The organism is Luteococcus peritonei, from assembly GCF_039526385.1.
In the GTDB taxonomy this organism is placed as follows: domain Bacteria; phylum Actinomycetota; class Actinomycetes; order Propionibacteriales; family Propionibacteriaceae; genus Luteococcus; species Luteococcus peritonei.
Map to the genome: position 1 here is coordinate 193,663 of NZ_BAAAIX010000013.1, position 23,063 is coordinate 216,725.

The following is a 23,063-nucleotide window of genomic DNA, read 5'->3' on the forward strand; positions in this document are numbered from 1 at the left end:
GGGGTTCGACCCCCAAGGCGGCTCCAGAAAAGCCCCTCGTCAGAGGGGCTTTCTGCTTGCGTCTGGGCACGGGTTGCCCGCCGGGCCCGCGGGCTGACAGCCAGCGGGTGTCGGTGCCGAGGATGCGGATCCTCGGCACCGACAGCGCTACATGCCGAGCAACCGCCGAGCGGCTTGACTGATCGATTCGCGATCAAGGCCGTACTGCTGCATCAGGTACTGCGTGGTCCCCACTTGACCGAACTGCTCGCGCACTCCGATTCGCCACATCGGGGTGGGCATGCGCTCGCCGAGCAGCTCTGCCACGGCCGAACCAAGACCATTGGTGACACTGTGGTTCTCGCAGGAGATGACGGCCCCGGTGCGACGGGCCGACCGCAGGACCACCTCCTCATCCAGCGGCTTGATCTGGAAGACGTCGACCACCTCCGCGCTGATGCCCTGCTCCGCCAGGAGGTCGGCTGCCGCCAATGCCTCGGGAACCTCGATGCCACAGGCGAACAGACTGACGTCGCTTCCCTCTCGCAGCACCACGGCACCGTGATCGCCGGCCTCGAAGCCCTCCGGGTAGACCTCCAGGGCCGGGGCCTTGCGCTGGGTCCGGACGTAGGTGAGCCCCTTTCTCTCCCGCGCCCGGTGCAATACCGCGGCCAACTGCACCGGGGAGCAGACGTCGAAGACGTGGATCCCGGGGATGACCCGCATGATGCCCATGTCCTCGAAGGTCATGTGCGTGCCGCCATTGTGCTCAGCCGTCACGCCGGCATCCGAGCCCACCAGGCAGGCCGGCAGCTGCGCATAGGCCAACGAGACGAAGACCTGGTCCATCGCGCGGCGTGTGAGGAACTGGCCGAAGGAGTGCACGAAGGCGAAGCCATCGACGGCGGCCAGGCCGGCTGCCGTGCCGACCATGTGGGCCTCCATGATCCCCACGTTCACGTAGTGGCTCCCCATCGTCGCCCTGAGCGAGTCCGTGGACATCGAGGTCGACAGGTCGGCCTCGAGCGCGTAGATCTCCTCGGGGAAGCGCTGGAAGAGTTCGGCCACCGTCAGGGCATAGGCCTTGCGGAGTTCCAGTCCCGCCATCGGATCATTCATCGTTCCGCCCCCTCGTCCAGATCGGCGAGCACGGCTGACAGGATGCGTTTGCCCTCGTCATCCAGGCGTACATGGTGGTTGGCCGCCATCTCCTGGAGGTAGGGGACGCCGGCACCCTTGAGGGTGTCGAGCACCAGGCAGACAGGACGCTCTGTGGCGGCCCGTGCCCGCACCAGAGCCTCTTTGATCGCGGTGGCATCCTGGCCAGCGACCGAGTGCGCCTCGAAGCCGAAGGCAGTGAACTTCTCCACCAGGTCGAAGGGCTCGCAGATCTCCCGTGTCGGCCCGTCGAGCTGCTTCTTGTTGTCGTCCACCAGGACGACCAGGTTGGTCAGCCGGTGATGGGCGATGAACTGTGCCGCCTCCCAGCACTGACCTTCGTTGAGCTCGCCATCACCGGCGATCACGTACACGCGATTGTCGCGGCCGGCTGCGCGAAGACCGTAGGCCATGCCCGCCGCAGCCGATATCCCTTGTCCCATCGAGCCCGTCGTCATCTCCACGCCGGGGACCTTCACGCGGTCTGCATGCGACGGGAGCATCGTGCCGTTCGCATTCAGGGTGGTCAGCAAACCGGTGGGAATGGTGCCGATCGCAGCCAAGGCTGCGTAGAGGGCTGGCGCGGCGTGCCCCTTGGACAGCACGAGGCGATCGCGCCCCTCCCATTGCGGATCGTCGGGGCGGATCCGCATCTCCTGCCCGTAGAGAGCGGCCAGGGCCTCCACGATGGACAGACTGCCGCCAAAGTGGCCATAGCCGATGCCCACCAGCTCCTTCAGCAGCAGATGACGGATGCGTCGCGCCAGGACGCCGGGGTCAAGCCCCAGCGTCCCGGCGGTGGCCAGCGAGCTCATGCCGCGCCTACCGTCTTGCTGCGACGCGAGCGCGTCACGATGGTGCCGACGATCATGGCGCCATAGACCAGGGCCAGACCCAGCAGCACGGCCGGCTGACCGTACTTGCCGAGCAGACCGAAGTAGATGCCCATGGTGGTGAAGTCGAAGTCGGAGAAGGTGGATCCGGCGAAGCCGAGCGAACCCAGCACCGGCATCAGGGCGATCGGCAGGAAGCTGATCGCCACACCGTGGACGAAGGCGCCGGCCACCGCGCCCTTCCACCCGCCGCGCGCATTGCCGAAGACGGCTGCCGTGGCTCCGCAGAAGAAGTGCGGGACCACGCCGGGCAGGACGATCGACAGTCCGAGGGCGGCCATCACCGGCATCGAGACCAGGCCGCCGATGAAGCTGACGATGAAGCCGATGAGGACCGCATTCGGTGCGAAGGGGAAGACGATCGGGCAGTCCAGGGCAGGGATGGCATTGGGCACGAGCTTCTCGGAGATGCCCTTGAAGGCCGGCACGATCTCGGCAAGGATCAACCGCACGCCTGCGAGGATGATGAAGACGCCAGCGGCGAACTTGCCGCCCTGGGTGATGGCGTAGATCAGGTAGTTGCCCGCCTCGGGGTTGTACTCCTTCACGAAGGAGGGGCCGGCGAAGAGCACCACGATGACGTAGATGATCATCATGGTGAGACCGATGGCGACCGTGGAGTCACGCAGGAAGGCGAGGCCCTTGGGGAACTTGATCTCCTCGGTGGAACGCACCTTCACGTCCTTCTTCTCGGCCTGCCGACCGATCAGGCTGCCGATGGCGCCGGCCAGCCAGTAGCCACCGCCACCGAAGTGGCCGAGCCCGATGTCATCCTTGCCGGTCATGGCCTTCATGAAGGGCTGCAGGATCCAGGGCGACAGCGACATGATCGCGGCGAGGGCGAGCGCCCCCACCACGATGCCGCCGATGCCCCGGAAGCCGGCCACGGTGAAGATCACCGCGAACATGCACGCCATGTAGAGGGTGTGGTGACCGGTCAGGAAGATGTGCTTGAAGCTCGTGGTGGCGGCGATCACGATGTTGAAGACCATTCCGAGCAGCATGATCCAGGCCGTCGTGGTGCCGTACTCCTTCAGGGCGACCGCGACGATCGCCTCATTGTTCGGGACGACGCCGCGCACGTGGAAGGCCTGCTGGAAGAGATCGCCAAAGGGGGTCAGGGATCCCACCACCACGTCGGCGCCGGCGCCGAGCACCAGGAAACCGATGAAGGTCTTGATGGTGCCCTTGGTGGTGTCGCCGACGCTCTTGCGCTGCAGGACCAGCCCGAGGAAGGCGATCAATGCCACCAGAAAGGCTGGGGTGGAGGCGATCGACTGGAGGAAGTCGAGGATGGGCTTCATGGAGATCAGCCCTCGACGAGTCCGAGTTCGCGGCACACGTCGGTCACCTTGGTGCGCAGCTCGTCCATGTCGATGATGGAGTTGAGCACGACGGTACGGCTGTTGCTGAAGCTGACTCCTTCGGCGACGTCGCGCGCCAGGAAGAAGACATCGGCATCGCCGTCGCTGGCGCTGGAGACGTCGGAGTGCTCCACCTCGACGCCGCTGACACCCAGCTCGCCGAGGATCTTCTCGATGTTCATCTGGACCATGAAGCTGGAGCCGAGGCCGGATCCGCAGATTGCGAGGAACTTCATTGTTCTGCCTTTCATGTGGTGGCTGAGTCAGCCGTTGGAGGGGATGCCGTTGACGATGTCGACGACGGTCTGGGCGTCGGTGGAGGCCTTGAGGGCCTCCACCTGGGCCGGGTCGGTCAGGACAGTCGCGAGGGTCCTGAGCAGGTTGAGGTGGGAGGTGTTGTCGGGGGCCGCGAGCACTAGGAACACATCGATTGGGTGCTTCGGGTCGTCCAGCAGGAGGACAGGGCGTCGCGTGCGCAGGACGGTCAGCGCCGGAGCATGGACCAGGCCCTCACCACGTGCATGCGGCATGGCGACGCCTCGACCGAAGTCGAAATAGGGGCCCATCTTCTCCGCCGTGGCGATGATCGCGTCCACATAGCCGGGCTCGATGCTGGCGTCGTCGACCAGTGGCTGGGCCGCGAGTGCGATGGCGGCTCGCCAGTCGAGCTCCTCGTCGCTGAACTGGACGTGACGTGCAGAGATCTCTCCTGCGGTGCCGGACATGACCATCCCCCTTGACTTGTCATGTTGTTATGACCTTTATCTAGCATAGGCAGGTACGGGATGGATAGGGAAGAGCGTCATGCGGTGTACTTTCGAGGTCCACGCATCCGTCGTGGGTCAGCAGAAGGGGAGTCCATGGCCGGCGTCGTGAAACATGCCGCGCTGCATGACCTTCTGGCCAAGCGGATCGTGGACATGGAGCCCGGTGACAAGCTGCCGACCGAAGCCGATCTCTGCGAGGCCTACAAGGTGAGTCGGATCACCGTGCGGCGGGCCCTGGGCGACCTGGAGCGAGAAGGGCTGCTGGTCCGAGAACAGGGACGAGGTACCTTCGTCGCCCGGCCCACGATCCCCCAGGTCTTCCGTGAGAACCTGAGCGCGCGGGTGATCGGTTTCCACCAGCAGCAGGCCCTGCTCGGGAACCGCGTTGCCACCACGGTGGTCAGCAATGAAGTGGTCTTCAACATCGAGATGGCAGGTCGGCTCGGTCTGGCTCCGAGCAGCCCGCTGGCACGCATCGAGCGCCTGCGCTATGTGAACAACCAGCTGCACCAGCACTGCGTCACCTGGTTGGACGGGGTCCGTTACCCGAACATCGTCGACCATGACTTCACCGATGCCAGCTTGTTCGACTACCTCGGCCGTGCGCACGGGGTGATCCTCGAGAGAAACGAGCTGACCGTGAGCATTGTGGGGGCCCGTGGCGGGGTGGCCGAACTGCTGGAGGTGCCCGAGGGAACGCCGCTGCTGGGTATGCAGTCGGTGGTCTTCGACGAGACCGGCGGACTGGTCGCGCTGAGCATGACGACGCATGCGCCGGGTCATGGCGAGATCTCGATCTGCGTGGGCAAGGAGCCGTCCCAGTAGGCGTTCTGCCATGGGTGAAGCGACGGTGACCCACGCGAGGCCCTGTGACACGATCGATGGACGAGCCGCTGCGGCGGACCGACGAGCGAGGAGTCACGATGACCGAGGACCGCAACCTGGACCAGCCGATCGGCGAGCGTCTCGAGACGGTGACCGAGCGGGAGGCGTACCGCCAGACCGACGAACGCACCGGCCTCCGGGCAGACGACTACCCCGATCGTGGGGACCACGAGCTCACACTCCACGCCGAGCAGCTCACCGCCGAGGTGGAGAGTCACGAGTGGAGCCGGGTCCGTGTCACCCGTTGCATCGTCCACGGCGAGAAGACCATCACCGTGCCGGTGCGGCGCGAGGAGCTGGTGGTGGAGTACCTCGGCGACGAGCAGGCGCCCAAGGGCCACCCCGGCACCGTCCGCGGCTCCACCGACACCGTCGACAGCCGCGTGGTGGTCGACTACGTGCTCCACGAGGAGGTGCCGCACGTCGAGGTGGTCGCAGTCCCGCGCGAGCGTGTCCAGGTGATCGTCGACACCCAGCAGTCCATGGTGCGGATCAGCGACCAGATCCGACGCGAGGAGGTTGTGGTGGAGGGCGCCGACTCCGGCGTGCTGGATCGCGAGCGGGTCCTCGACGAGCGCAATTGAGCCAGCACGCACGAGGCCCTCGCACCCACCAGGGGTGCGAGGGCCTCGTCGTGTCCGGACTACTTCACCTCGCGGGTCATCACCCGCCACAGGCCCACGGCCAGCGGCAGCGCCAGCCAGAGCAGCGAACTGGTGCCCAGCTGGCTCCACTGCCGCAGCGTCAGGTTGATGCCCTCCTGCAGCGGCGAGGAGGCCTGGCCCATGTCCAGCCAGGGCCCCAGCTCGGCCATCTTCGACCACAGCACCGAGACCGTGGTGAACAGGGTCGGCAGGATGAAGTAGGCGGTGATCGCCAGCGGCACCGACAGCAGCGCCAGCCCGAAGGCCACGCCCATCACCACGGCGATGCTCTGCGAGAGCCAGATGCCGGCCAGCGTGCCGGCGCTCAGGCCGAGGTGCACCGGCGCCCCGGCGATCGTGGCCGAGACCACGTGCGCCAGCATCGCCAACAGCACCGCACCGGCCACGGCCACCGTGCCCAGCACCACGGCGGCCAGCAGCTTGGCCAGCACCACGCGCAGCCGTCGCGGCTCCTGGGTGAAGGTGACCAGCGCGGTGCGCTGGCTCCACTCGTTGCAGGCGGTGATGATGCCCAGCACCGGCAGCAGCAGGCCCTGCGGCGTCACGGTGGCGGCCAGCAGCGAGTCCAGGCTGGCACCCTCGGTCCGGTTGAGGTACATCACCAGGCCCAGTGCCAGCACGGTGATCAGGCCGATGGCCAGCAGCAGGCCTCGCCCGCCGCGGGTGTCCACCTGCTTGCGCAGCTCGACGCGCATCAGGGTCAGCGGCGACAGGCCACGCCCCTCGAGGGCGGGCATGACCGTAGCGGTGCTCATGCGGAGATCTCCTTCGGAAGGTCACGGGCGGTGCCGGCGGTCAGCTCCAGGAACATGTCCTCGAGCCGGGTGCCGTCGGCGGGACGCAGCAGGGTCAGCGGGACGCCGGCGCGCAGGGCGACCTGCCCCACCTGCGCCGCGTCGGCCTCGACGTCGGCAGCGCCGTCGCGTCGACCTCCAAAGCGCAGCCCTGCCTCCCGCAGTGCGGCGGCCAGTCCATTGCGGTCGGCGGCATCGGCGACGCAGCCGCTGCGGCTGGCCAGCAGCTGCTTCATCGGGCCCTGGGCCACGATCCGCCCGTGGCCGATCATCACCAGGTCGTCGGCGATCAGCTCCACCTCGTTGAGCAGGTGGGAGCTGAGCAGCACGGTGCCGCCGCCGTCGGCGAAGTCGCGCAGCAGGCCGCGCATCCAGTGGATGCCGGCCGGGTCCAGGCCGTTGGCGGGCTCGTCGAGCACCAGCACCTTCGGCTCGCCCACCAGCGCACCGGCCAGGCCGAGGCGCTGGCGCATGCCCAGCGAGTAGTTCTTCACCCGACGCTTCGCCTCCGAGCGCTCCAGCCCCACCAGCTCCAGCATCTCGTCGACGCGACCGCGAGGCGCGCCGGTGATGGTCGCGGCCAGCTGCAGCACCTCGCGGCCGGTGCGTCCCGGGTGCTGCGCGGCGGCGTCCAGCATCACGCCCACGTGGCGGCTGGGATTGGGAAGCTCGGCATAGCGCCGGCCCAGCACCAGGGCGTGGCCGGAGGTGGCGGGCGTCAACGCGGTCAGCATCCGCAGCGTGGTGGACTTGCCGGCGCCGTTCGGGCCCAGGAAGCCGGTGACGCGACCGGGCTCGGCGACGAAGGAGACATCGTCGACGGCGGTGAAGCTGCCGTAGCGCTTGGTGAGGTGCTCGATCTGGATCATGGCTCCAGCCTGTCGGCCAGCAGGCTCACCCACAGCCTGCTGGCGACGCCCGCGACCCCTGCTGCAGTAGGGGAGGCGACGGTCCGCGGCAGGGGTCGGACATGCGTCCAGGTCCCTAGACTCGAACCATGAGCACCGCCCTGCCCCCGGCCACGACGCGACGCCGTCGGCTGTGGACCCACGCCTGGCAGCTCGCCACCTGCCACCTGATCGGCTTCTTCTGCTGGGGCTTCGGCTGGGAGGAGTCGATGAACGCCTCCAGCGGCCCCGTCGACACCCTGATGATGTTCGACGCCGGCATCGGCCTGGTGCTGACCCAGCTCATCCTGCTGCGCCGCCGTCGGCCGCTGCTGGTGGCGGTCGTCCTGGTGGCCGCAGCCTCGCTCTCCGCTTGGGCGCTGGCGGCCTCCGCGGTGGCCGTGGTGCACCTGGGCAGCCGTCGTCGCCTGACCGAGATCCTCCCGGTGGGGGTGCTGTGGGTGGTCTCCAGCCTGACCACCGACGAGTTCGTGACCAAGCAGGTCACGCCCGAGGAGTCCCTGATGGCCGCCGGCGCCAGCGGCCGCGCCATGATCGTGACCCTCGTGGTGCTGATGTACCTGGTGCTGGCCGCCATCGGCTGGAACCGGGGCGCGAAGGCCGAGTTGGTGGAGTCCTGGCGCGCTGGCGCCGAGCTGGCCCGCCGCGAGCAGGTGGCGCGCGTGGCCCAGGCGCAGACCGCGGAGCGCGCGCGGATCGCCCGCGAGATGCACGACGTGCTGGCGCACAAGATCAGCCTGGTCAGCCTGCACGCCGGCGTGCTGGCCTACAAGGACGACCTCACCCGCGAGGAGACCGCCGAGACCGCGGCGCTGATCCGCGAGACCGCCCACCAGGCGCTGCAGGAGCTGCGCGAGGTGCTCGGCGTGCTGCGCGACGACGGCACGGAGGCCAATACGCCGCCGCAGCCCTCCCTGCTGGACCTGCCCGCCCTGGTGGCCGCCGAGGAGGCCGCCGGCAGCCAGGTGAGCCTGGACGTGGAACCGGACTCCTGGCAGCGCTCCAGCGGACTGAGCCCCACCCCCGCGCGCCATGCCCACCGCATCATCCAGGAGGCGCTCACCAATGCCCGCAAGCACGCCCAAGGACAACCGGTGAGCGTACGGGTGCAGGGCGACCAGGAGCAGGGCCTGCTGGTGCAGGTGGGCAACCCGCTGGGCCACCAGCGCAGTCGGGTGCCCGGTGCGGGCATGGGCCTGACCGGCCTGTGCGAGCGCGCCACCCTGGCCGGCGGCAGCCTGGAGACCGAGCAGAGCGACGGATGGTTCCGGGTCACCGCCCGGCTGCCATGGAATGTGAGGATGGGTTCATGAGCGATGTCCGAGTGGTGATCGTCGACGACGACGCGCTGGTGCGTGGCGGCCTGCGGCTGATGCTGCGCGGCACCGGCATCGAGGTGGTGGCCGAGCACGACGACGGTGAGGGCGCCGCGGAGCTGGTGGCCCGGGAGCAGGCCGACGTGGTGCTGATGGACATCCGGATGCCGCGCGTCGACGGCATCACCGCCACCGGCCAGGTGCTCGCCGCCCGCCCGCAGGCCAAGGTGCTGGTGCTCACCACCTTCGACGCCGACGAACTGGTGGTGCAGGCCATCCGGGCCGGAGCCGCCGGCTTCCTGCTCAAGGACACCCCGCCCGAGCGGATCGTCGCCGCGGTGAAGGCGGTCGCCACCGGGGAGCCCGCGATGAGGCCCACCGTGCTGGCCCAGCTGATGGCCAAGGCGGCGGGAGAGGGCGCCGGCTCCACGACGGCCGACGCCCGGCGCCGGCTGCAGGCGCTCACCCCGCGTGAGCTGGACGTGGCCCGCGCCCTGGCCGACGGGCTGGCCAATGCCGAGATCGCCGAGGAGCTGGTGCTCTCGGTGCCCACCGTGAAGGCGCACGTCTCCAGCATCATGGCCAAGCTGGGCGCCGAGAACCGGGTGCAGGCGGCGCTCGTGGTGCACGAGGCGCTGCGCCCCTGATCCCCCTGCCCTGATCCCCCTGCCCTGAGCCCTGCTGCCCTGAGCCCTGCTGGCCTGATCCCTGCTTGCCTGTCGGGATCGCCCCGGGTCAGGACACCCTCAGGCCTGCACGCCCACCCGGGACAGGTCCGCGGCGCCGATCATCCCGGCCTGGTTGCCCATCACGGCCATCCGCAGCTCCGGCTCGCGGCGGTACTTGCGGGCGGTGAGCAGCTTGCGGAAACTCTTGTTCACCGGGGCGGAGAGCAGATCCCCGGCCTCGCTGACGCCGCCGGCCAGCACGAAGACCTCGGGGTCCAGCACCGCCGCGATCACCGCCATGCCACGCCCGATCCACTCGCCCAGCGTGCTGAAGCAGTCCAGCGCGGCCGGGTCGCCCTCCTGCGCCGCCATGGTGACGTGCAGGCCGGTGATCTGCTGCACGTCGTCGTGCGCCAGCTCCAGCATCCGCTGTCCCAGGTTGGGGTCGATCCCGGCCAGCTCGCGGGCCTCGTGCACCAGCGCACTGCCCGAGCCGTAGCGCTCCCAGCAGCCGCGCAGGCCGCAGCCGCAGCGTCGCCCGTCGGGACGGATGATGAAGTGGCCCAGCTCGCCAGCGAAGCCGTTGGAGCCGCGCACCAGCTTGTCGTCCTGGATGATCGCGCCGCCGATGCCGGTGCCGATGGTCAGCACCACCGCGGAGTGGGCGTCCTTGGCGGCGCCGAAACGCGCCTCGGCCCAGCCCGCCGCATTGGCGTCGTTCTCCACGACGGTGGGCAGCCCGGTGGCGGCCTCGACGATCTGCTGCAGCGGCTCGTTGCGCCAGGCCAGGTTGGGGGCGAAGATCACGTTGGCCCGCTCCTGGTCGACGAAGCCGGCGGCGCCGATGCCGATCGTGGTGGCGCCGTGCTCGGCGGCCAGGTCCTTGGCCATCTTCGCGATCAGCTCCGCGGTGCGGGCGGTGTCGCTGGCCGGGGTGGGGCGGCGCAGCTGGGCGACGATCTGGCCCTGCTCGTCCACCACTCCCGCGGCGATCTTGGTCCCGCCGACATCCACTCCGATGGCCAACGACATGACTGCTCCTAGGGTCCGGGCTCGCCGGCTGCGGCGACCGGTCCAAGCCTAGGGCCAGCCCCAGCTTTCCGACAGGGTGGTCAGGGGCTGCTGCAGGTCACGGCTCCACGTCGAAGGCGAGCACGATGCCGTCCTCGGAGGGGAGCCGACGCACCTGGCGCAGGTCGGGCACCAGCACGTCCACCGTCGCCGGGTCGATCTGGTGACCCACGCCCACCACCAGTCCGACGCCCGCCGCGCGGGCCGCCTCGACGCCCACCGGGGCATCCTCGAAGACCGCGACGCGCGACGGGTCCAGCCCGAGCAGCTCGGCGCCGGTGAGGTAGGGCTCGGGGTGCGGCTTGCCCTGCGTCACGTCGTCGACGCTCACCATCTGCGACGGCTCGTGGCCCGCCGCCCGCACCCGGCCCATGGCCAGCTGGCGCCCCGCCGAGGTCACCACCACCCAGCGGTCCGCCGGCAGGCTCGCCGTCAGCTCAGCGGCTCCCGGGATCGGGTCCACCTCCGTCGCGTGCTCGATCTCGGCCTGGTCGAGCTCCTGGTAGGCCCGCTCCACGTCCTGCGGCGCCACCAGGCCGGCGATGATGTCCCTGGCCGGGGTCCCGTGCGGGAAGTCCACCGTCGGGTCGGCCTGCGGCGACCACACCTGCGCCCACTCCCGCCAGATCCGCATCGCGGTGGGCAGCGAGTCCACCAGCACGCCGTCGTTGTCGAACAGGATCCCGTCCACGGTCACGGTCCGGGTCATCAGGGCAGTCCTCTCGTCGGGTGCCGCCCACGCTACCGGCCCGGTCCCGGCGCCAGGACGGGCCCACCGCCTCGGCAAGGAACCCGGACGATGGTGGCCAGCCGGGATCGCGGCCGGGGGTCTCAGGCCAAGGTGCGGGAGTCGGCGGGGAAGTCCAGGCCCACCTGGCGCCTGGCCTCGTCCATCACGGTGAGGGCATCGGTGGTGGCCTGCTGGTGCACCGCCGCCAGCGTGGGGTCCTGCACCATCCGCGCGAAGGCCTGCAGCACATAGGCCTGCTGCGGCAGCGGCTTGTCCACCTGCAGGTCCTCCACCTCGCCGGTGTGGGCGTCGGCCATCCGCAGCCGCTGCGGGTCCGCGATCGCGTCCACCAGCAGCGTCGCGTCCTCGCCGGACAGCATGCTGGGCCGGGGATCCACGGTGGTCTTGGAGCAGGAGACGCTGGCGGTGAAGCCGGGGTAGTCCAGCAGCAGGCTGGTGGCGCCGTCGATGCCGTTGCGCAGCAGCACGCTGGAGGCCTGGATCCGGCCCGGCAGGCCGAACAGGGTGACCAGCGGGTGCAGGCAGTAGACGCCCAGGTCCATCAGGGCACCGGCCGACATCTCCGGGCGGAAGATGTTCTCCACCCGGCCGGCCAGGAAGTTGTCATAGCGACGCGAGCGCTGCGCCATGTGCAGTTCCACCTGGCGTACCGGGCCGAGGCTGGGCAGGTAGGAGGTGATCATCCGCCAGCTCGGGTCGTGCACGGTGCGCACCGACTCCAGCAGCACCACCTGGTTGGCGTGGGCGATGTCCAGCAGGTGCTGCCACTCGGCCAGCGTGGAGCAGGCGGACTTCTCCACGAGCACGTGCTTGCCGGCGCGTAGCAGCAGCTCGGCCTGGTCGTGGTGCAGGGCATTGGGGGAGGCGATGTAGACCGCGTCGACGTCGGTGGCTCCGGCCAGCTGCTCCAGGTGGTCCACCGCGCGCTGGGCGCCATGGCCCGCCGCCCACAGCTGTGCCCGCTCCAGGTCCCGGGAATGGGCGACGGTGTAGACGGCCTCATCGGTGACCGCCACGGCGTCCACGAACCTGTCCACGATCGAGCTGGTGCCGATCGTCGCGAACCTGACCACTGCTACCTCCCCCGTTGACGAGCCACAGGCTATGGCACCCGGGGTCAGCCACGGCACATGTCCGTTCCGGAGGTGCCTGAACAACTCACGCTACGGGGTGAACCTGCTTGTCCCCGGGTGATTGCGGGGGTGATGTGGGCCGCGGGTCGATCGGTTCTGCGATGGCTCGCAGGGTGCTGCCGTAGCCTTGACGGGCCGGACGGCCCGCCAGCCTCCGGTTCAGACTCGGGGAAAGGCACCACAGGCATGCCGAAGAAGAAGGACTCCGCCACCACGGTGGCCCAGGCACCGTTGCCGGTCAGGGCGCGGATGCGCACGCTGGAGAAGCTCTCGCCGCGGCACGCGGCCAGGGTCGCGGAGCACTACTGGTTCACGGTGCCGCCGGCGCCCAGCGCCAAGCGGCTCAACCGCTTCACCCCCGACGGTGGCGCCCCCTTCTTCCTGATGTCGGGCGAGAGCGAGATCCGCGGCGAGAGCTTCGGCCCGGAGGACGGCCCGCTGGCCGTGCTGGTGCACGGCTGGGGCGGCTACTGGCAGCAGCTCGGTGCCCACGTGCCCGCACTGGTGCAGGCCGGCTATCACGTGGTGGCCTACGACGCCCCCAGCCACGGCGGCTCCACCCACGGCGCGGAGGGCTTCGGGTCGGGATCGGTGCTGGAGATGGCACAGGCCTTCGGCGCCGTGCTCGACGAGCTGGGACGACGCCCCGCGCTGGTGATGGCCCACTCCATCGGTGCCATGGCCGTGATGCGCGCCCAGCGTGAGCGCCAGGCCGCCGATGCCTATGTGCTGATCGCGCCCGAGGTGCGCCTCGAGCCCGCCATCGACTGGTTCAGCCAGGTGATCGGCATGGGTCCCCGCACCCGATCGCTCTTCCTGGAGCGGGTGCAGCAGCGGGTGGGCATCGACCTGTCCGACTTCGACATGACCGCGGACGTGCGCCGCACGGTCGCCGGCGCCCAGGTGCCGGCACTGCTGGCCATCCACGACACCGACGATCCCGACACCCCGGCTGCCGAGACCCGCAAGCTGGTGGAGCACTGGCCGGGCGCCGAGCTGATGCTCACCAACTCGCTGGGGCACCGTCAGGTGATCTGGCACGACGAGGTCAAGAAGCGGGTGGCCGACTTCGTGGCCCGGCTGGACACCACGCCCGGCATCCACGCCCTGCCCACCGACCGCTCGGTCGGCTGAGAAAAATCGGTTGAAGCCCCTTCTGTGCCGGCCTAGCGTGTGGGGTACACAAGGAAGGAGGTGGTCCTGACCGATGAACGACTACAGGACATGTGAGGTGGCTCGCGCCTGAGCGAGCCCGTTCCAGCACGGGACGTGTGGCAATCCCAACGAGCCACCGGGACCCGCGGGCGCCGGCCCTCGTCCAGCCGGCAGCAGCAGCCGCTGCAGCCCGCGGGTTTTCTCCATGCCCGGCCCCGGTCCCACCGCTTCCGGGGGGGGCGGCAGGCCTGGCCTGCCGCCGGGGCGGACAGCCCTCAGACCCCGGAGATGTCCAGCACGGCGGCACGCAGCACGTCCAGCCCCAGACCGCCCAGGTCCAGCGCGGTGCGGTGGAAGTCCTTCAGGTCGAAGTCCTCACCGCGGGCCTCGCGGGCGGCGCGCACCTCGTCGCGCAGCTGCATCCACAGCCGCTCGCCCAGCTTGTAGGAGGGCGCCTGGCCGGGCCAGCCGGCATAGCGGTTCACCTCGAAGCTGGCGAAGGCCTCGTCCATGAAGACGTACCGGTTGAAGTAGGCCCAGGCCTTGTCGAAGTCCCAGCTGCCGCCGCCCACCTCCTCGGGGGCCTCCAGGCCGCAGTGCAGGCCGATGTCGATCACCACGCGCACCGCGCGCAGCATCTGCGCGTCGAGCATGCCCATCAGGTGGCCCGGGTCGTCCAGATGGCCCAGGTCTGCCATCAGCCACTCGGAGTAGAGCGCCCAGCCCTCGCCGTGGCCGCTCACCCAGCAGCCCAACCGACGCCAGCGGTTCAACAGCTCGGCCCGGTAGGTGGTCTGGCCGATCTGCAGGTGGTGGCCCGGGACGCCCTCGTGGTAGACGGTGGTCAGTTCGCGCCAGGTGGTGAAGCGTTCCACCCCCTCGGGCACCGACCACCACATCCGGCCAGGCCGCGAGAAGTCCTCGCTGGGGCCGGTGTAGTAGATGCCGCCGTCCTGGGTGGCCGCGATGCAGCACTCGATGCGACGGATCGGCTCGGGGATGTCGAAGTGGACGTCGGCCAGTTCCGCCACCGCCCGGTCTGCGGTCTGCTGCATCCAGGCCTGCAACGCCTCGGTGCCGTGCAGGGCGTAGCGCTCGTCGGCGTCCAGCAGCTCGACGGCCTGCTCGATGCTGGCGCCGGGACGGATCCGCTCCGCCGTCTCCTGCTCCAGGCGACGGATCCGCTCCACCTCCGCCAGCCCCCAGTGGTAGGTCTCGGCCAGGTCGATCCGGGCACCGAGCGCAGCCCGGGAGAAGTAGCGGTAGCGCTCGGCCCCCACGCCGTCGGCCTCCACGGCCTCGGCCATGATGTCGGTGCGCAACCGTGCCGCGGCCTGCCGGTAGCTGCGCCGGGCGGTCTCCACGGCGCGCGCCAGGTCTGCCGCCACGTCGGCGGGCAGCGGGCCCTCGTCGGTGCGCGCACCATCGCGCAGTCCGTCGAAGAAGCCGCCCTCGGCCACCCAGGCCTCCACCTGGCCGGCCAGCTGCTCCACCTGGCGACGGGCCGGGCGGATGTCCTGCTCGATGCTGGCCTGCTGCGAGATGAACCAGGTGATCACCGCCGTCGGGACGGCCCGCAGGCGCCGGATGATGGTGCGCCAGTCTTCCACGGTGGCGGTGGGCATCTGGTCGTAGACCGCGCGGATGGCGTGCAGGCCGGAGGTGATGTTGTTGATGCCGAGCAGGTCCAGGCCCTGCTCGTGCATCTCGACCTCCAGGCCCAGCCGCTCCCGCATGGCCGCGATGGTCACCTTGTCCACCACGTCCACCGGGGTGGCGGCGGCCAGCCTGGCGAGGGTCTCGCGGTTCAGCTCGTCCATCACCCCCTGACCGGCGGGGGAGAAGTCGTCGTACTCGTCCTGGCGCAGCGGGCTGCCCACCTCGGTCAGCGCGATCGGACTCATCTGCAGCGCCCTCTCGAAGTGCTCGTCGGCGATGACGTCGACCTCGGTCCTGGGGCGTCGGGGTGCGGTGCTCACGCAGGGGAGGATACGCGGCCGAGGTTGCAGCACTCGGCCTTGGGACGCCGTCCGCGTGGCGCAGTGGTTGGACCAAGGGGGGGTGCCGCGGAAGCCCTTGGTGGGCTAGTTTTCGGATCACGTGGTCGGCGAGGGCGCCGGCCAGACCCCACGGAGGACCCCCCATGCAGCACCGCACCTGGTTGTCGACCCTCGCCGTGTCGACCCTTGCCCTGTCCTGTCTGTCGACCGTGCCGGCCCAGGCCCGGCCCACCGACGGGCTGGGACGGCTCTCGGACTACATCAAGCTCGCCGAGAACGACACCACCGGCAGCATCGTCACGAACCGCTGGCTGGTCCGCTTCGCCGGAGCCCCGGTCGTCGAGGGTGGCAGCCAGGCCGCCATCGCCCGGCAGCAGAAGACGCTGATCGCCGCCGCCGGCCGCCACGGCGTGCGGATCAAGGGCCACCGCAGCTACTCGCGCACCTTCAACGGCATCGCGGTCACCCTGGACACCAAGCAGGTGACCGCCCTGGCCCAGCTGCCCGGCGTCACCGGCGTCTACCCGGTGGTGGAGGTGGCCCGCCCGGCGGAGAAGGGCAGCCGTCCTGAGGTGAACCACGCCGCGGGGATGACCGGTGCCGCGATCGTGCGCGACGACCTGGGCTACGACGGCACCGGCATCAAGGTGGGCGTCATCGACTCCGGCATCGACATCGACCACCCGGACCTGGGCGGCCAGGGCACCGACGGTGCCACCGCCTTCCCCACCCAGCGGGTGAAGTGGGGCTACGACTTCGTCGGTGACGACTACGACTCCGAGGACCCGAAGGCGGTCGCGGTGCCGGACCCGGTGCCCGACGACTGCGGCGGCCACGGCAGCCACGTGGCCGGCATCATCGGCGCCGACGGTGATCCCGCCAAGGGCGGCGTCGAAGGCGTCGCGCCCGGCGTCTCCTTCGGGGCCTACCGGGTCTTCGGCTGCGAGGGATCCACCAGCTCCGAGGTCATCGTGGCCGCCATGGAGCGCGCCCAGGCCGACGGCATGGACGTGGTGAACATGTCGCTGGGCGCCACCATGATGACCTGGCCGGACTACCCGACGGCCACGGCCGCTGATGCGCTCAGCCGGGCCGGCACCGTCGTGGTCACCTCGGCCGGCAATGCCGGTGAGGACGGCGCCTTCAGCGGCGGTGCGCCCGGCATCGGCCGGGGTGCCATCTCCGTGGCCAGCGTCGACAACGTGAAGAACACGCTGCGCGCCTTCGAGGTGCAGGGCACCGGGCAGAAGGTCGGCTACCTGCCCGCCACCGGCTCCCCGCTGCCCACCGCGCAGACCTCCTACCCTCTGGTGGCGCTGGGTGCTCCCGGCACGCCCGAGGCGCAGGGGTGCGAGCCCTACACCGAGGCCCAGAAGGCGCTCTTCGCCCAGGGCGCCGCGGCGCTGGTGCAGCGTGGCAGCTGCACCTTCTACCAGAAGGCGCTCAACGCCCAGCAGGCCGGGGCCAAAGCCGTCGTGCTCTACAACAACTCCCCGGTCTCGGTGAACCCCACCGTCGAGGGCGACCCGGCCATCACCATCCCGGTGGTGATGATCAGCCAGGCCGATGGCGTGCAGATCCACAAGGACCTGGCCACCGGCTCCACGATCCGTTTCGTCGACGAGACCGTCAGCCAGGACAGCCCCACCGCCGGGCAGATCTCCGCCTTCTCCAGCTGGGGTCTGGCCGCCGACCTCAGCCTGAAGCCGGACGTGGCCGCCCCCGGCGGCAACATCTGGTCCACCTACCCGCTGGAGTCGGGTCGCTACGCCTCGATGTCGGGCACCTCGATGGCCGCCCCGCACGTGGCCGGGACCGTCGCCCAGCTGCTGCAGGCCCGCCCGGCCCTCAAGGGCCGCCCCGAAGCGGTGCGTCGTCTGCTGCAGAACACCGCCACCACCGAGCTGCCCTGGGCCTTCGACCCGGACAGCGGCCTGGACGAGATGGTGATCCGGCAGGGAGCCGGCCTGGTGCAGATCGACCGCGCCATCGCCACCCAGCAGCAGGTCTCGCCCAGCAGGATCAGCCTCGGCGACGACCAGTCGCGCAGCCACACCACCACCCTCACCTTCCGCAACGAGGGGAAGCGCCCGGTGGTCTACACGCTGGCGAACAAGACCTCGATCGGCACCCTGGGCACCAGCGACCCGGAGTTCGACCTGCTCGACGCGCAGGTCTCGATGCCCCAGCGCGTCGTGGTGCCGCCGCGCGGCAGCAAGGACGTGAAGGTCACCATCACCGCCCCGGCCGACGCCCCGGCGAACTACATCTACGGCGGCTGGATCGTGGCCTCCACGGCCACCGGCACCGACCTGTCCGTGCCCTACGTCGGCATGGCCGGCGACTACCAGCGCGTCAGCGTGCTGACCGCACCCGGTTCCGAGGCACCCTGCCTGGGCGAGAAGGTGGGCACCAAGCTGGTCTGCCTGGCCGAGCAGGAGCACCAGAGCTACTCGATGGCCGAGGGTGAGCAGCCGGTGGTGATCTTCCGGGTGGAGTACCCGGTGGAGCAGCTCAAGGTCAACGTCTACAGCGCCCAGGCCGATGGCACCAAGGGCCGGCTGCTGGGCACCGCCTTCCAGATGGAGCACAACGGCCGTGAGGTCGGCGACGTCGGCCTCGCCTGGGACGGCACCTACATGACCACCGGCAAGAGCCCCTACCTGGCCCGCGCCAGCGCCGGCAGCTACGTCCTGGAGGTCACCGCACTGCGTCCGCTGGGCAAGGCCTCGGTGGCCGCGGACTGGGAGACCTGGACCAGCCCGGCCTTCCAGGCCACCTTCACGGCCCCCACCAAGGGCGCCGAGCCGGCCCCGGTGGATCCCAATGTGGTCACCGATCCCGGCAGCATCGAGGCCGCCAACCGCTGAGCGACAAGGCTGTCCTCCGCCCGACGGGCCCCGCCGCACGGCGGGGCCCGTCGCCGTCGCCGGCAGCGCCACCCCGCCGGGACCGGCCCCCGTCATGTTCGTTAGAGTCAGGGCGAAGGCTTCTGACAGGGAGGGACGGCATGCTGGACTGCGTGGTGGTCGGTGCGGGACTTGCGGGTCTCGGCGCGGCCACGAGACTGGCCGGAGCAGGACGCGAGGTGCTGGTCCTGGAGGCCCGGGACCGCGTCGGCGGACGGCTCGAGAACGTCGAGGTGGAGGGCACCGTCCTGGAGATGGGCGGGCAGTGGATCGCCCCCTCACACCAGCGGATGCACCAGCTGGTGACCGACCATGGCCTGGGCCTGGTGGAGCCCACCGAGGGCGCCATCACCGTCAAGGTGGGCGGCCAGGCGCGTCGCGTCCCCACCCAGAACGAGCTGGACGAGAACCTCAGCCCCTTCGAGATGAGCGACCTGGGCCAGGGCCTGCTGCGCTTCCGACGGCTGGCCGAGCGCGTCGCCAAGGACGCCGCCTGGGCCGATGCCAACACCAAGTGGCTCCAGCAGCAGGTGGCCACCTGGGCGGCGACCAACCTGCGCACCCCCGGCGGCCGTGAGTGGTTCGGCCGGATCTTCGACGGTGCCATGGGCCGTGAGGCCGAGCAGACCACGCTGCTGGAGGGCCTGCAGCGGGTCAACGACGGCGTGGACATGGAGGGCCTGATCGCGGTCAACGGCGGCGTGCACCAGCAGCGTGTCGCCGGCGGTGTCGTGGCCCTGTGCGACCGGATGGCCGCAGAGCTCGGCGAGCGGGTCCGCCTGGGCGCCGAGGTGCGCCGCATCACCCAGCACCCGGACCACGTCACCATCACCCTGGCCGACGGGGAGGAACTGGAGGCGGCGCACGCGATCGTGACCCTGCCGCCCCGGCTCGTGGCCGGACTCGACTTCGTCCCCGCCCTGCCCAGCTGGCGCGGCCAGCTGGCCGAGAAGGTGCCGGCCGGCAATGTCATCAAGGCCGCCCTGGTCTTCGAGAACCCCTGGTGGCGTCGCGCCGGCCTGTCCGGGCAGCTGGGCTCCGACGAGGGCGCCATGCGCGTGGTCTTCGACAACTCCGGTCCCGACGGCCGGCACGGCGTGCTGATGGGCTTCTTCGAGGGTGGCGAGGCCTCTGGCATCGGCAAGCGCTCGGAATTCCTGCGTCGTCGCGCCATGGAGCAGACCATCGACGCCGCCTTCGGCACCGACCACCCCGAGGCCATCGCCTACGTGGACCGGGACTGGAGCGCAGAGAAGTTCACCGGCGGCTGCCACGGTGCCCACTTCGCCCCCGGCGTGTGGACCACCTCCGGCCCCGCGCTGGCCGCCCCGGAGGGGCGCGTGCACTTCGCGGGGGCCGAGTACTCCAGCCGCTTCAACGGCTACATGGAGGGCGCCATCCTGTCCGGCGAGCAGGTGGCCGACCAGCTGATCGGCTGAGCCCGCCCGGAGCCGCGCGCTCCGGTTGTCTGGCCTCCCGCCCCGGCGACCTCAGGTCGTCGGGGCGGAGTCCTGTCCGGCCAGGCCGGGCGCCAGGCTGTCCAGCACCTGTTCCAGCAGCGGCACCACGTCGTCGGGGCCGGTCGCCTGCTGGGAGGCCACCCGGACGGCGTCCAGCGCCACCAGGGCCATCATCCCCGGCCGCCAGGCGGGGGAGTCCTCACCGATGCTGGTGGCCCGGTCCGCGACGGCGGCAGTCACGGCGGCCTCGAAGGAGCGCTGCCCGCCCAACAGGATGGGCACCACCTGGGGCTGTTGGTCCATCAGTCGGCGCCGGGCCTGCCAGAGGTCGCGGTCGTCCAGCGAGAGCTGGGCCAGTCGCACCGCCAGCCAGCGCACCGTGGTCCACAGCGGCTCGTCCTGCGGTCGCGCGGACAGGGCGGCGTCGACGCGGTCCCCGACCCGTTCGGCCAGCCCGGTCAGCGCGGCCTCCTTGGTCTGGAAGTAGTTGAAGAAGGTGCGCGGCGAGACGCCGGCCCGACGGGCGATGTCCTCGGCGGTGACCCCACCCAGCCCGTGCTCCAGCACCAGCTCGATCGCGGCGCGGTTCAGGGCGCGGCGTGTCTCGCGCTTCTTGCGCTCCCGCAGCCCCTCCGCGTCGTCTGTGAACTCCATGAGCACATTTTGCAGTATCTGCAACAAATCTGCACACTGGTCAGGTCGCCAGCACAGCGTGCAGGCCCCCGCCCCCTCCGCCCACCCACCCGTCCTTCGGGTCGGTGCGGCTCCATGTCTCGACCCCCTCGCAGGAGAGCACTTGAGCACCACCACGTCCGCGGCCGAGCCGCAGGCCTTCGAAGGCCTCAGCCGGGAGAACCGCAACATCTTCATCGGCCTGATGCTGGGCATGTTCGTCGCCTCGATCAGCCAGACCATCGTCGGCCCGGCGATGCCGCGCATCGTCGCCCAGCTGGGCGGCATGGACCACTACTCCTGGGTGGCCACCGCCACGATGCTGGTCAGCGCCATCACCGTCCCGATCGTCGGCAAGCTGTCCGACCTGTACGGCCGCCGCTCCTTCTACCTGGGCGGCCTGGTGGTCTTCATGATCGGCACCTGCCTGGCCGGGATGAGCCAGAGCTTCGGCTTCCTGATCTTCGCCCGCGCCATCCAGGGCCTGGGCACCGGCACCCTGATGCCGCTGAGCCAGACCATCATCGGCGACATCATCCCGCCCCGCCAGCGCGGCAAGTACCAGGGCCTGATGGGTGCCGTCTTCGGCATGAGCTCGGTGGCCGGTCCGCTGGCCGGTGGCTGGATCACCGACCACTTCGGCTGGCGCTGGCTCTTCTTCGCCTCGCTGCCGGTGGGCATCCTGGCCTTCGGCGCCATCTTCCGCTTCCTGCGCATCCCCTTCGAGCGCACCGAGGTGACCATCGACGTGGCCGGCATGGTCACCCTCACCCTGGCCCTGGTCTGCCTGCTGCTGCCCACCTCCATGGGCGGCACCACCTGGGCCTGGAGCAGCCCGCAGGTGATCGGGCTCTACGTGCTCGGCGCCCTGCTCACCGTGGCCTTCGTGCTGATCGAGCGCCGTGCCGCCGAGCCGGTGCTGCCGCTGCGCCTGTTCCGCAGCTCCATCTTCACGCTGAGCAACATCGCCGGCTTCTTCATCTCGATGATGATGTTCGGCGCCATCATCTACATCCCGGTCTTCGCGCAGGGCGTGCTGGGCGTCTCGGCCACCAACTCCGGCCTGATCCTGATGCCGATGAACCTGGCGCTGATCGGTCTGGGCATCGTGGGTGGCCTGCTGGTCACCCGTACCGGCCGCTACAAGGAGCTGATGCTGGCGGGCGTGGCCCTGATGGGGGTCGGGTTCTGGCTGCTCACCCGTCTGGGTGTCGGCTCCAGCCAGGGCTCGCTGACGCTGGCCATGACCGTCTTCGGCATCGGCCTGGGCCTGTGCATGCAGCAGTACACCCTGGTGGTGCAGAACAATGCCTCGCGCCGTGACCTGGGCGTGGCCACCGCGTCGACCCAGTTCTTCCGTAATGTGGGCAACACCATCGGCGTGGCCGTCTTCGGCACCATCATGACCACCGAGCTGAAGAACGCCATCCCGCGCCACATGCCGCCCGAGGTGCTGGCCAAGATGCCGGCCGGTCAGACCTTCTCCACCGGCAGCGTGCTCGATCCGTCCGCGCTGGCCAAGCTGCCCCCGGTGGTGGCCGAGGCCATCCGCGCCGGTCTGTCCGACTCGCTGCACCGGGTCTTCCTGATCGGCCTGCCGCTGAGCGCGCTGGTCTTCCTGGTGACGCTGTTCATCAAGGCCGTGCCGCTGCGCGACACCGTGCACAATGCCGAGGAGGCCGGCACCGAGTACCTGGACTCGATGGGGCAGTCCAGCTCCAGCCAGGCGATGGCGCTGGGCCGGCTGGCCGGGCGCACCCGCACCGGCGAGCGGCTGCTGGGCATGCAGTACGAGCTGCTGGCCCAGCAGGGCAGCCGCGATGACCGCCCGCTGCTGCGCGAGGCCATCACCGACCTGGGCAACGGCAACTACCACGACGGTCTGTGGCTGCTCTCCCAGACCGGCCGGATGCTGACCAGCGAGGACGGTGCCGAGGTGGCCAAGCTGGAGACCTACGGTGCCGAGGTGGCCCACCGGGCCAGTCGCAAGGGCGGCGTGCTGGGTGAGGACCTGCGCCGCCAGCTGGTGGTGCGCTCCACCCAGCTCGACTCCGACCAGGTGCTCGGCACCGTCGAGCCCACCATCGCCGAGCGCTTCGAGGCCGTCGACATCGACAAGCTGCGCCAGGCCAGCCATGACCTGGTCAACGCGATGCTGCTCGACCTGAACGACTCGCCCACCCAGGGCGCGCCGCGCCGCGCCAAGCTCGACTGAGGCAGCCAGCACCGGACCCCGGTCGTCGACGTGATGTCGGCGGCCGGGGTTCTTTGTCGGTCCGGGCGTCGCCGCCGGCCCCGGGCTGGCAGCTGTGCTTCTCGGTGTGGCTTCTCGTACCTCGAAGCCATCCCTCGAACACTTCGACGCTGCCTCGCCCGAGCCGGACGGCTACGCCCTGCTCTGCGGTGGGCGCAAAGGGTGGCCACGGCCAGTCGCGCTGGTCAGCTCGCGCCTCTTCCTCCCACCTCGCGCCTGTTCCTCCCACCTCGCGCCTCTTCATCCCACGTTGCGCCCCAC

General features: G+C 70.2%; 20 protein-coding genes. 8 read left to right on the forward strand and 12 right to left on the reverse strand.

What is annotated here, in order from left to right; genetic code table 11:
- Window positions 1-147: 147 nt before the first annotated feature.
- From ABD073_RS06000 to ABD073_RS06020, 5 genes are read right to left on the reverse strand one after another with little or no spacing between them, the layout of a single operon-like run.
- Window positions 148-1,098 (reverse strand): transketolase family protein, encoded by a 951-nt coding sequence (locus ABD073_RS06000; protein ID WP_343873020.1) that lies wholly within the window; start codon window positions 1,096-1,098, stop codon window positions 148-150.
- The gene (locus ABD073_RS06005) at window positions 1,095-1,952 is read right to left on the reverse strand and encodes a transketolase (protein ID WP_343873021.1); all 858 of its coding nucleotides are present in this window, start codon (window positions 1,950-1,952) and stop codon (window positions 1,095-1,097) included. Before ABD073_RS06005 ends, ABD073_RS06000 begins: the two co-directional genes overlap by 4 nt.
- Window positions 1,949-3,334 carry a PTS ascorbate transporter subunit IIC gene (gene ulaA, locus ABD073_RS06010; RefSeq protein ID WP_343873022.1) on the reverse strand — a complete coding sequence of 462 codons (1,386 nt, stop codon included), beginning with the start codon at window positions 3,332-3,334 and terminating at the stop codon, window positions 1,949-1,951. The genes ABD073_RS06005 and ulaA overlap by 4 nt, the downstream gene beginning before the upstream one ends.
- Before the next feature lie 5 nt (window positions 3,335-3,339).
- Window positions 3,340-3,630 (reverse strand): PTS sugar transporter subunit IIB, encoded by a 291-nt coding sequence (locus ABD073_RS06015; protein WP_343873023.1) that lies wholly within the window; start codon window positions 3,628-3,630, stop codon window positions 3,340-3,342.
- 27 nt (window positions 3,631-3,657) lie between these two features.
- Complete coding sequence (locus ABD073_RS06020) at window positions 3,658-4,119, reverse strand: PTS sugar transporter subunit IIA (RefSeq protein WP_343873024.1); 462 nt, start codon at window positions 4,117-4,119, stop codon at window positions 3,658-3,660.
- Between the two features lie 135 nt (window positions 4,120-4,254).
- Here ABD073_RS06020 and ABD073_RS06025 point away from each other — a divergent pair, with 135 nt between their 5' ends.
- Both ABD073_RS06025 and ABD073_RS06030 read left to right on the forward strand, forming a co-directional pair.
- A complete protein-coding gene (locus ABD073_RS06025) occupies window positions 4,255-4,986 on the forward strand; it encodes a GntR family transcriptional regulator (protein WP_343873025.1) in 732 nt (243 codons plus the stop codon).
- Window positions 4,987-5,084: 98 nt separating this feature from the next.
- A complete protein-coding gene (locus tag ABD073_RS06030; RefSeq protein ID WP_343873027.1) occupies window positions 5,085-5,630 on the forward strand; it encodes a DUF2382 domain-containing protein in 546 nt (181 codons plus the stop codon).
- A 59-nt stretch (window positions 5,631-5,689) separates the two neighbouring features.
- On the opposite strand, the gene ABD073_RS06035 is transcribed toward ABD073_RS06030, so the two are convergent.
- A complete protein-coding gene (locus ABD073_RS06035; protein WP_343873028.1) occupies window positions 5,690-6,466 on the reverse strand; it encodes a hypothetical protein in 777 nt (258 codons plus the stop codon).
- Window positions 6,463-7,374, reverse strand: a complete 912-nt coding sequence (locus tag ABD073_RS06040; RefSeq protein ID WP_343873029.1) for an ABC transporter ATP-binding protein — start codon at window positions 7,372-7,374, stop codon at window positions 6,463-6,465. Before ABD073_RS06040 ends, ABD073_RS06035 begins: the two co-directional genes overlap by 4 nt.
- A 128-nt stretch (window positions 7,375-7,502) precedes the next feature.
- Between ABD073_RS06040 and ABD073_RS06045 the strand changes: the two genes are divergently transcribed.
- Both ABD073_RS06045 and ABD073_RS06050 read left to right on the forward strand, forming a co-directional pair.
- Complete coding sequence (locus ABD073_RS06045) at window positions 7,503-8,726, forward strand: sensor histidine kinase (RefSeq protein WP_343873030.1); 1,224 nt, start codon at window positions 7,503-7,505, stop codon at window positions 8,724-8,726.
- Window positions 8,723-9,376, forward strand: a complete 654-nt coding sequence (locus ABD073_RS06050) for a response regulator (protein ID WP_343873031.1) — start codon at window positions 8,723-8,725, stop codon at window positions 9,374-9,376. The genes ABD073_RS06045 and ABD073_RS06050 overlap by 4 nt, the downstream gene beginning before the upstream one ends.
- 99 nt (window positions 9,377-9,475) lie before the next feature.
- Here the strand turns inward: ABD073_RS06050 and ABD073_RS06055 are convergent, their stop codons facing one another.
- From ABD073_RS06055 to ABD073_RS06065, 3 genes are all read right to left on the reverse strand, one after another.
- Window positions 9,476-10,429, reverse strand: coding sequence for an ROK family glucokinase (locus ABD073_RS06055; protein WP_343873032.1), 954 nt, complete (start codon window positions 10,427-10,429; stop codon window positions 9,476-9,478).
- Window positions 10,430-10,526: 97 nt separating this feature from the next.
- Complete coding sequence (locus ABD073_RS06060) at window positions 10,527-11,177, reverse strand: HAD-IA family hydrolase (protein ID WP_343873033.1); 651 nt, start codon at window positions 11,175-11,177, stop codon at window positions 10,527-10,529.
- Between the two features lie 122 nt (window positions 11,178-11,299).
- Entirely contained in the window at window positions 11,300-12,292 is a 993-nt protein-coding gene (locus ABD073_RS06065; protein ID WP_343873034.1) for a Gfo/Idh/MocA family protein, read from the reverse strand.
- 246 nt (window positions 12,293-12,538) lie between these two features.
- Between ABD073_RS06065 and ABD073_RS06070 the strand changes: the two genes are divergently transcribed.
- The gene (locus tag ABD073_RS06070) at window positions 12,539-13,486 is read left to right on the forward strand and encodes an alpha/beta fold hydrolase (protein ID WP_343873036.1); all 948 of its coding nucleotides are present in this window, start codon (window positions 12,539-12,541) and stop codon (window positions 13,484-13,486) included.
- A gap of 296 nt (window positions 13,487-13,782) precedes the next feature.
- On the opposite strand, the gene ABD073_RS06075 is transcribed toward ABD073_RS06070, so the two are convergent.
- On the reverse strand, window positions 13,783-15,411 hold the full coding sequence (locus ABD073_RS06075; RefSeq protein WP_343873152.1) for a DUF885 domain-containing protein: 1,629 nt from the start codon (window positions 15,409-15,411) through the stop codon (window positions 13,783-13,785).
- A gap of 239 nt (window positions 15,412-15,650) precedes the next feature.
- Here ABD073_RS06075 and ABD073_RS06080 point away from each other — a divergent pair, with 239 nt between their 5' ends.
- Both ABD073_RS06080 and ABD073_RS06085 read left to right on the forward strand, forming a co-directional pair.
- Entirely contained in the window at window positions 15,651-18,377 is a 2,727-nt protein-coding gene (locus ABD073_RS06080; RefSeq protein ID WP_343873038.1) for a S8 family serine peptidase, read from the forward strand.
- Between the two features lie 140 nt (window positions 18,378-18,517).
- Window positions 18,518-19,855, forward strand: a complete 1,338-nt coding sequence (locus tag ABD073_RS06085; RefSeq protein ID WP_343873040.1) for a flavin monoamine oxidase family protein — start codon at window positions 18,518-18,520, stop codon at window positions 19,853-19,855.
- Between the two features lie 51 nt (window positions 19,856-19,906).
- Here the strand turns inward: ABD073_RS06085 and ABD073_RS06090 are convergent, their stop codons facing one another.
- Entirely contained in the window at window positions 19,907-20,530 is a 624-nt protein-coding gene (locus tag ABD073_RS06090; RefSeq protein ID WP_343873041.1) for a TetR/AcrR family transcriptional regulator, read from the reverse strand.
- Window positions 20,531-20,672: 142 nt separating this feature from the next.
- On the opposite strand from ABD073_RS06090, the gene ABD073_RS06095 reads away from it, so the two are divergent.
- Entirely contained in the window at window positions 20,673-22,763 is a 2,091-nt protein-coding gene (locus ABD073_RS06095) for an MDR family MFS transporter (RefSeq protein WP_343873042.1), read from the forward strand.
- The last annotated feature ends 300 nt before the right edge of the window (window positions 22,764-23,063 follow it).

Excerpts from the sequence above, each read along its gene's own strand:
- ABD073_RS06090 (WP_343873041.1), bottom strand. The coding sequence starts at position 20,530 with ATGGAGTTCACAGACGACGCGGAGGGGCTGCGGGAGCGCAAGAAGCGC.
- ABD073_RS06005 (WP_343873021.1), bottom strand. The coding sequence starts at position 1,952 with ATGAGCTCGCTGGCCACCGCCGGGACGCTGGGGCTTGACCCCGGCGTC.
- ABD073_RS06070 (WP_343873036.1), top strand. The coding sequence starts at position 12,539 with ATGCCGAAGAAGAAGGACTCCGCCACCACGGTGGCCCAGGCACCGTTG.
- ABD073_RS06025 (WP_343873025.1), top strand. The coding sequence starts at position 4,255 with ATGGCCGGCGTCGTGAAACATGCCGCGCTGCATGACCTTCTGGCCAAG.
- ABD073_RS06015 (WP_343873023.1), bottom strand. The coding sequence starts at position 3,630 with ATGAAGTTCCTCGCAATCTGCGGATCCGGCCTCGGCTCCAGCTTCATG.
- ABD073_RS06080 (WP_343873038.1), top strand. The coding sequence starts at position 15,651 with ATGCAGCACCGCACCTGGTTGTCGACCCTCGCCGTGTCGACCCTTGCC.
- ABD073_RS06020 (WP_343873024.1), bottom strand. The coding sequence starts at position 4,119 with ATGTCCGGCACCGCAGGAGAGATCTCTGCACGTCACGTCCAGTTCAGC.
- ABD073_RS06000 (WP_343873020.1), bottom strand. The coding sequence starts at position 1,098 with ATGAATGATCCGATGGCGGGACTGGAACTCCGCAAGGCCTATGCCCTG.
- ABD073_RS06075 (WP_343873152.1), bottom strand. The coding sequence starts at position 15,411 with ATGAGTCCGATCGCGCTGACCGAGGTGGGCAGCCCGCTGCGCCAGGAC.
- ABD073_RS06045 (WP_343873030.1), top strand. The coding sequence starts at position 7,503 with ATGAGCACCGCCCTGCCCCCGGCCACGACGCGACGCCGTCGGCTGTGG.
- ABD073_RS06040 (WP_343873029.1), bottom strand. The coding sequence starts at position 7,374 with ATGATCCAGATCGAGCACCTCACCAAGCGCTACGGCAGCTTCACCGCC.
- ABD073_RS06055 (WP_343873032.1), bottom strand. The coding sequence starts at position 10,429 with ATGTCGTTGGCCATCGGAGTGGATGTCGGCGGGACCAAGATCGCCGCG.
- ABD073_RS06030 (WP_343873027.1), top strand. The coding sequence starts at position 5,085 with ATGACCGAGGACCGCAACCTGGACCAGCCGATCGGCGAGCGTCTCGAG.
- ABD073_RS06050 (WP_343873031.1), top strand. The coding sequence starts at position 8,723 with ATGAGCGATGTCCGAGTGGTGATCGTCGACGACGACGCGCTGGTGCGT.
- ABD073_RS06035 (WP_343873028.1), bottom strand. The coding sequence starts at position 6,466 with ATGAGCACCGCTACGGTCATGCCCGCCCTCGAGGGGCGTGGCCTGTCG.
- ABD073_RS06060 (WP_343873033.1), bottom strand. The coding sequence starts at position 11,177 with ATGACCCGGACCGTGACCGTGGACGGGATCCTGTTCGACAACGACGGC.
- ulaA (WP_343873022.1), bottom strand. The coding sequence starts at position 3,334 with ATGAAGCCCATCCTCGACTTCCTCCAGTCGATCGCCTCCACCCCAGCC.
- ABD073_RS06085 (WP_343873040.1), top strand. The coding sequence starts at position 18,518 with ATGCTGGACTGCGTGGTGGTCGGTGCGGGACTTGCGGGTCTCGGCGCG.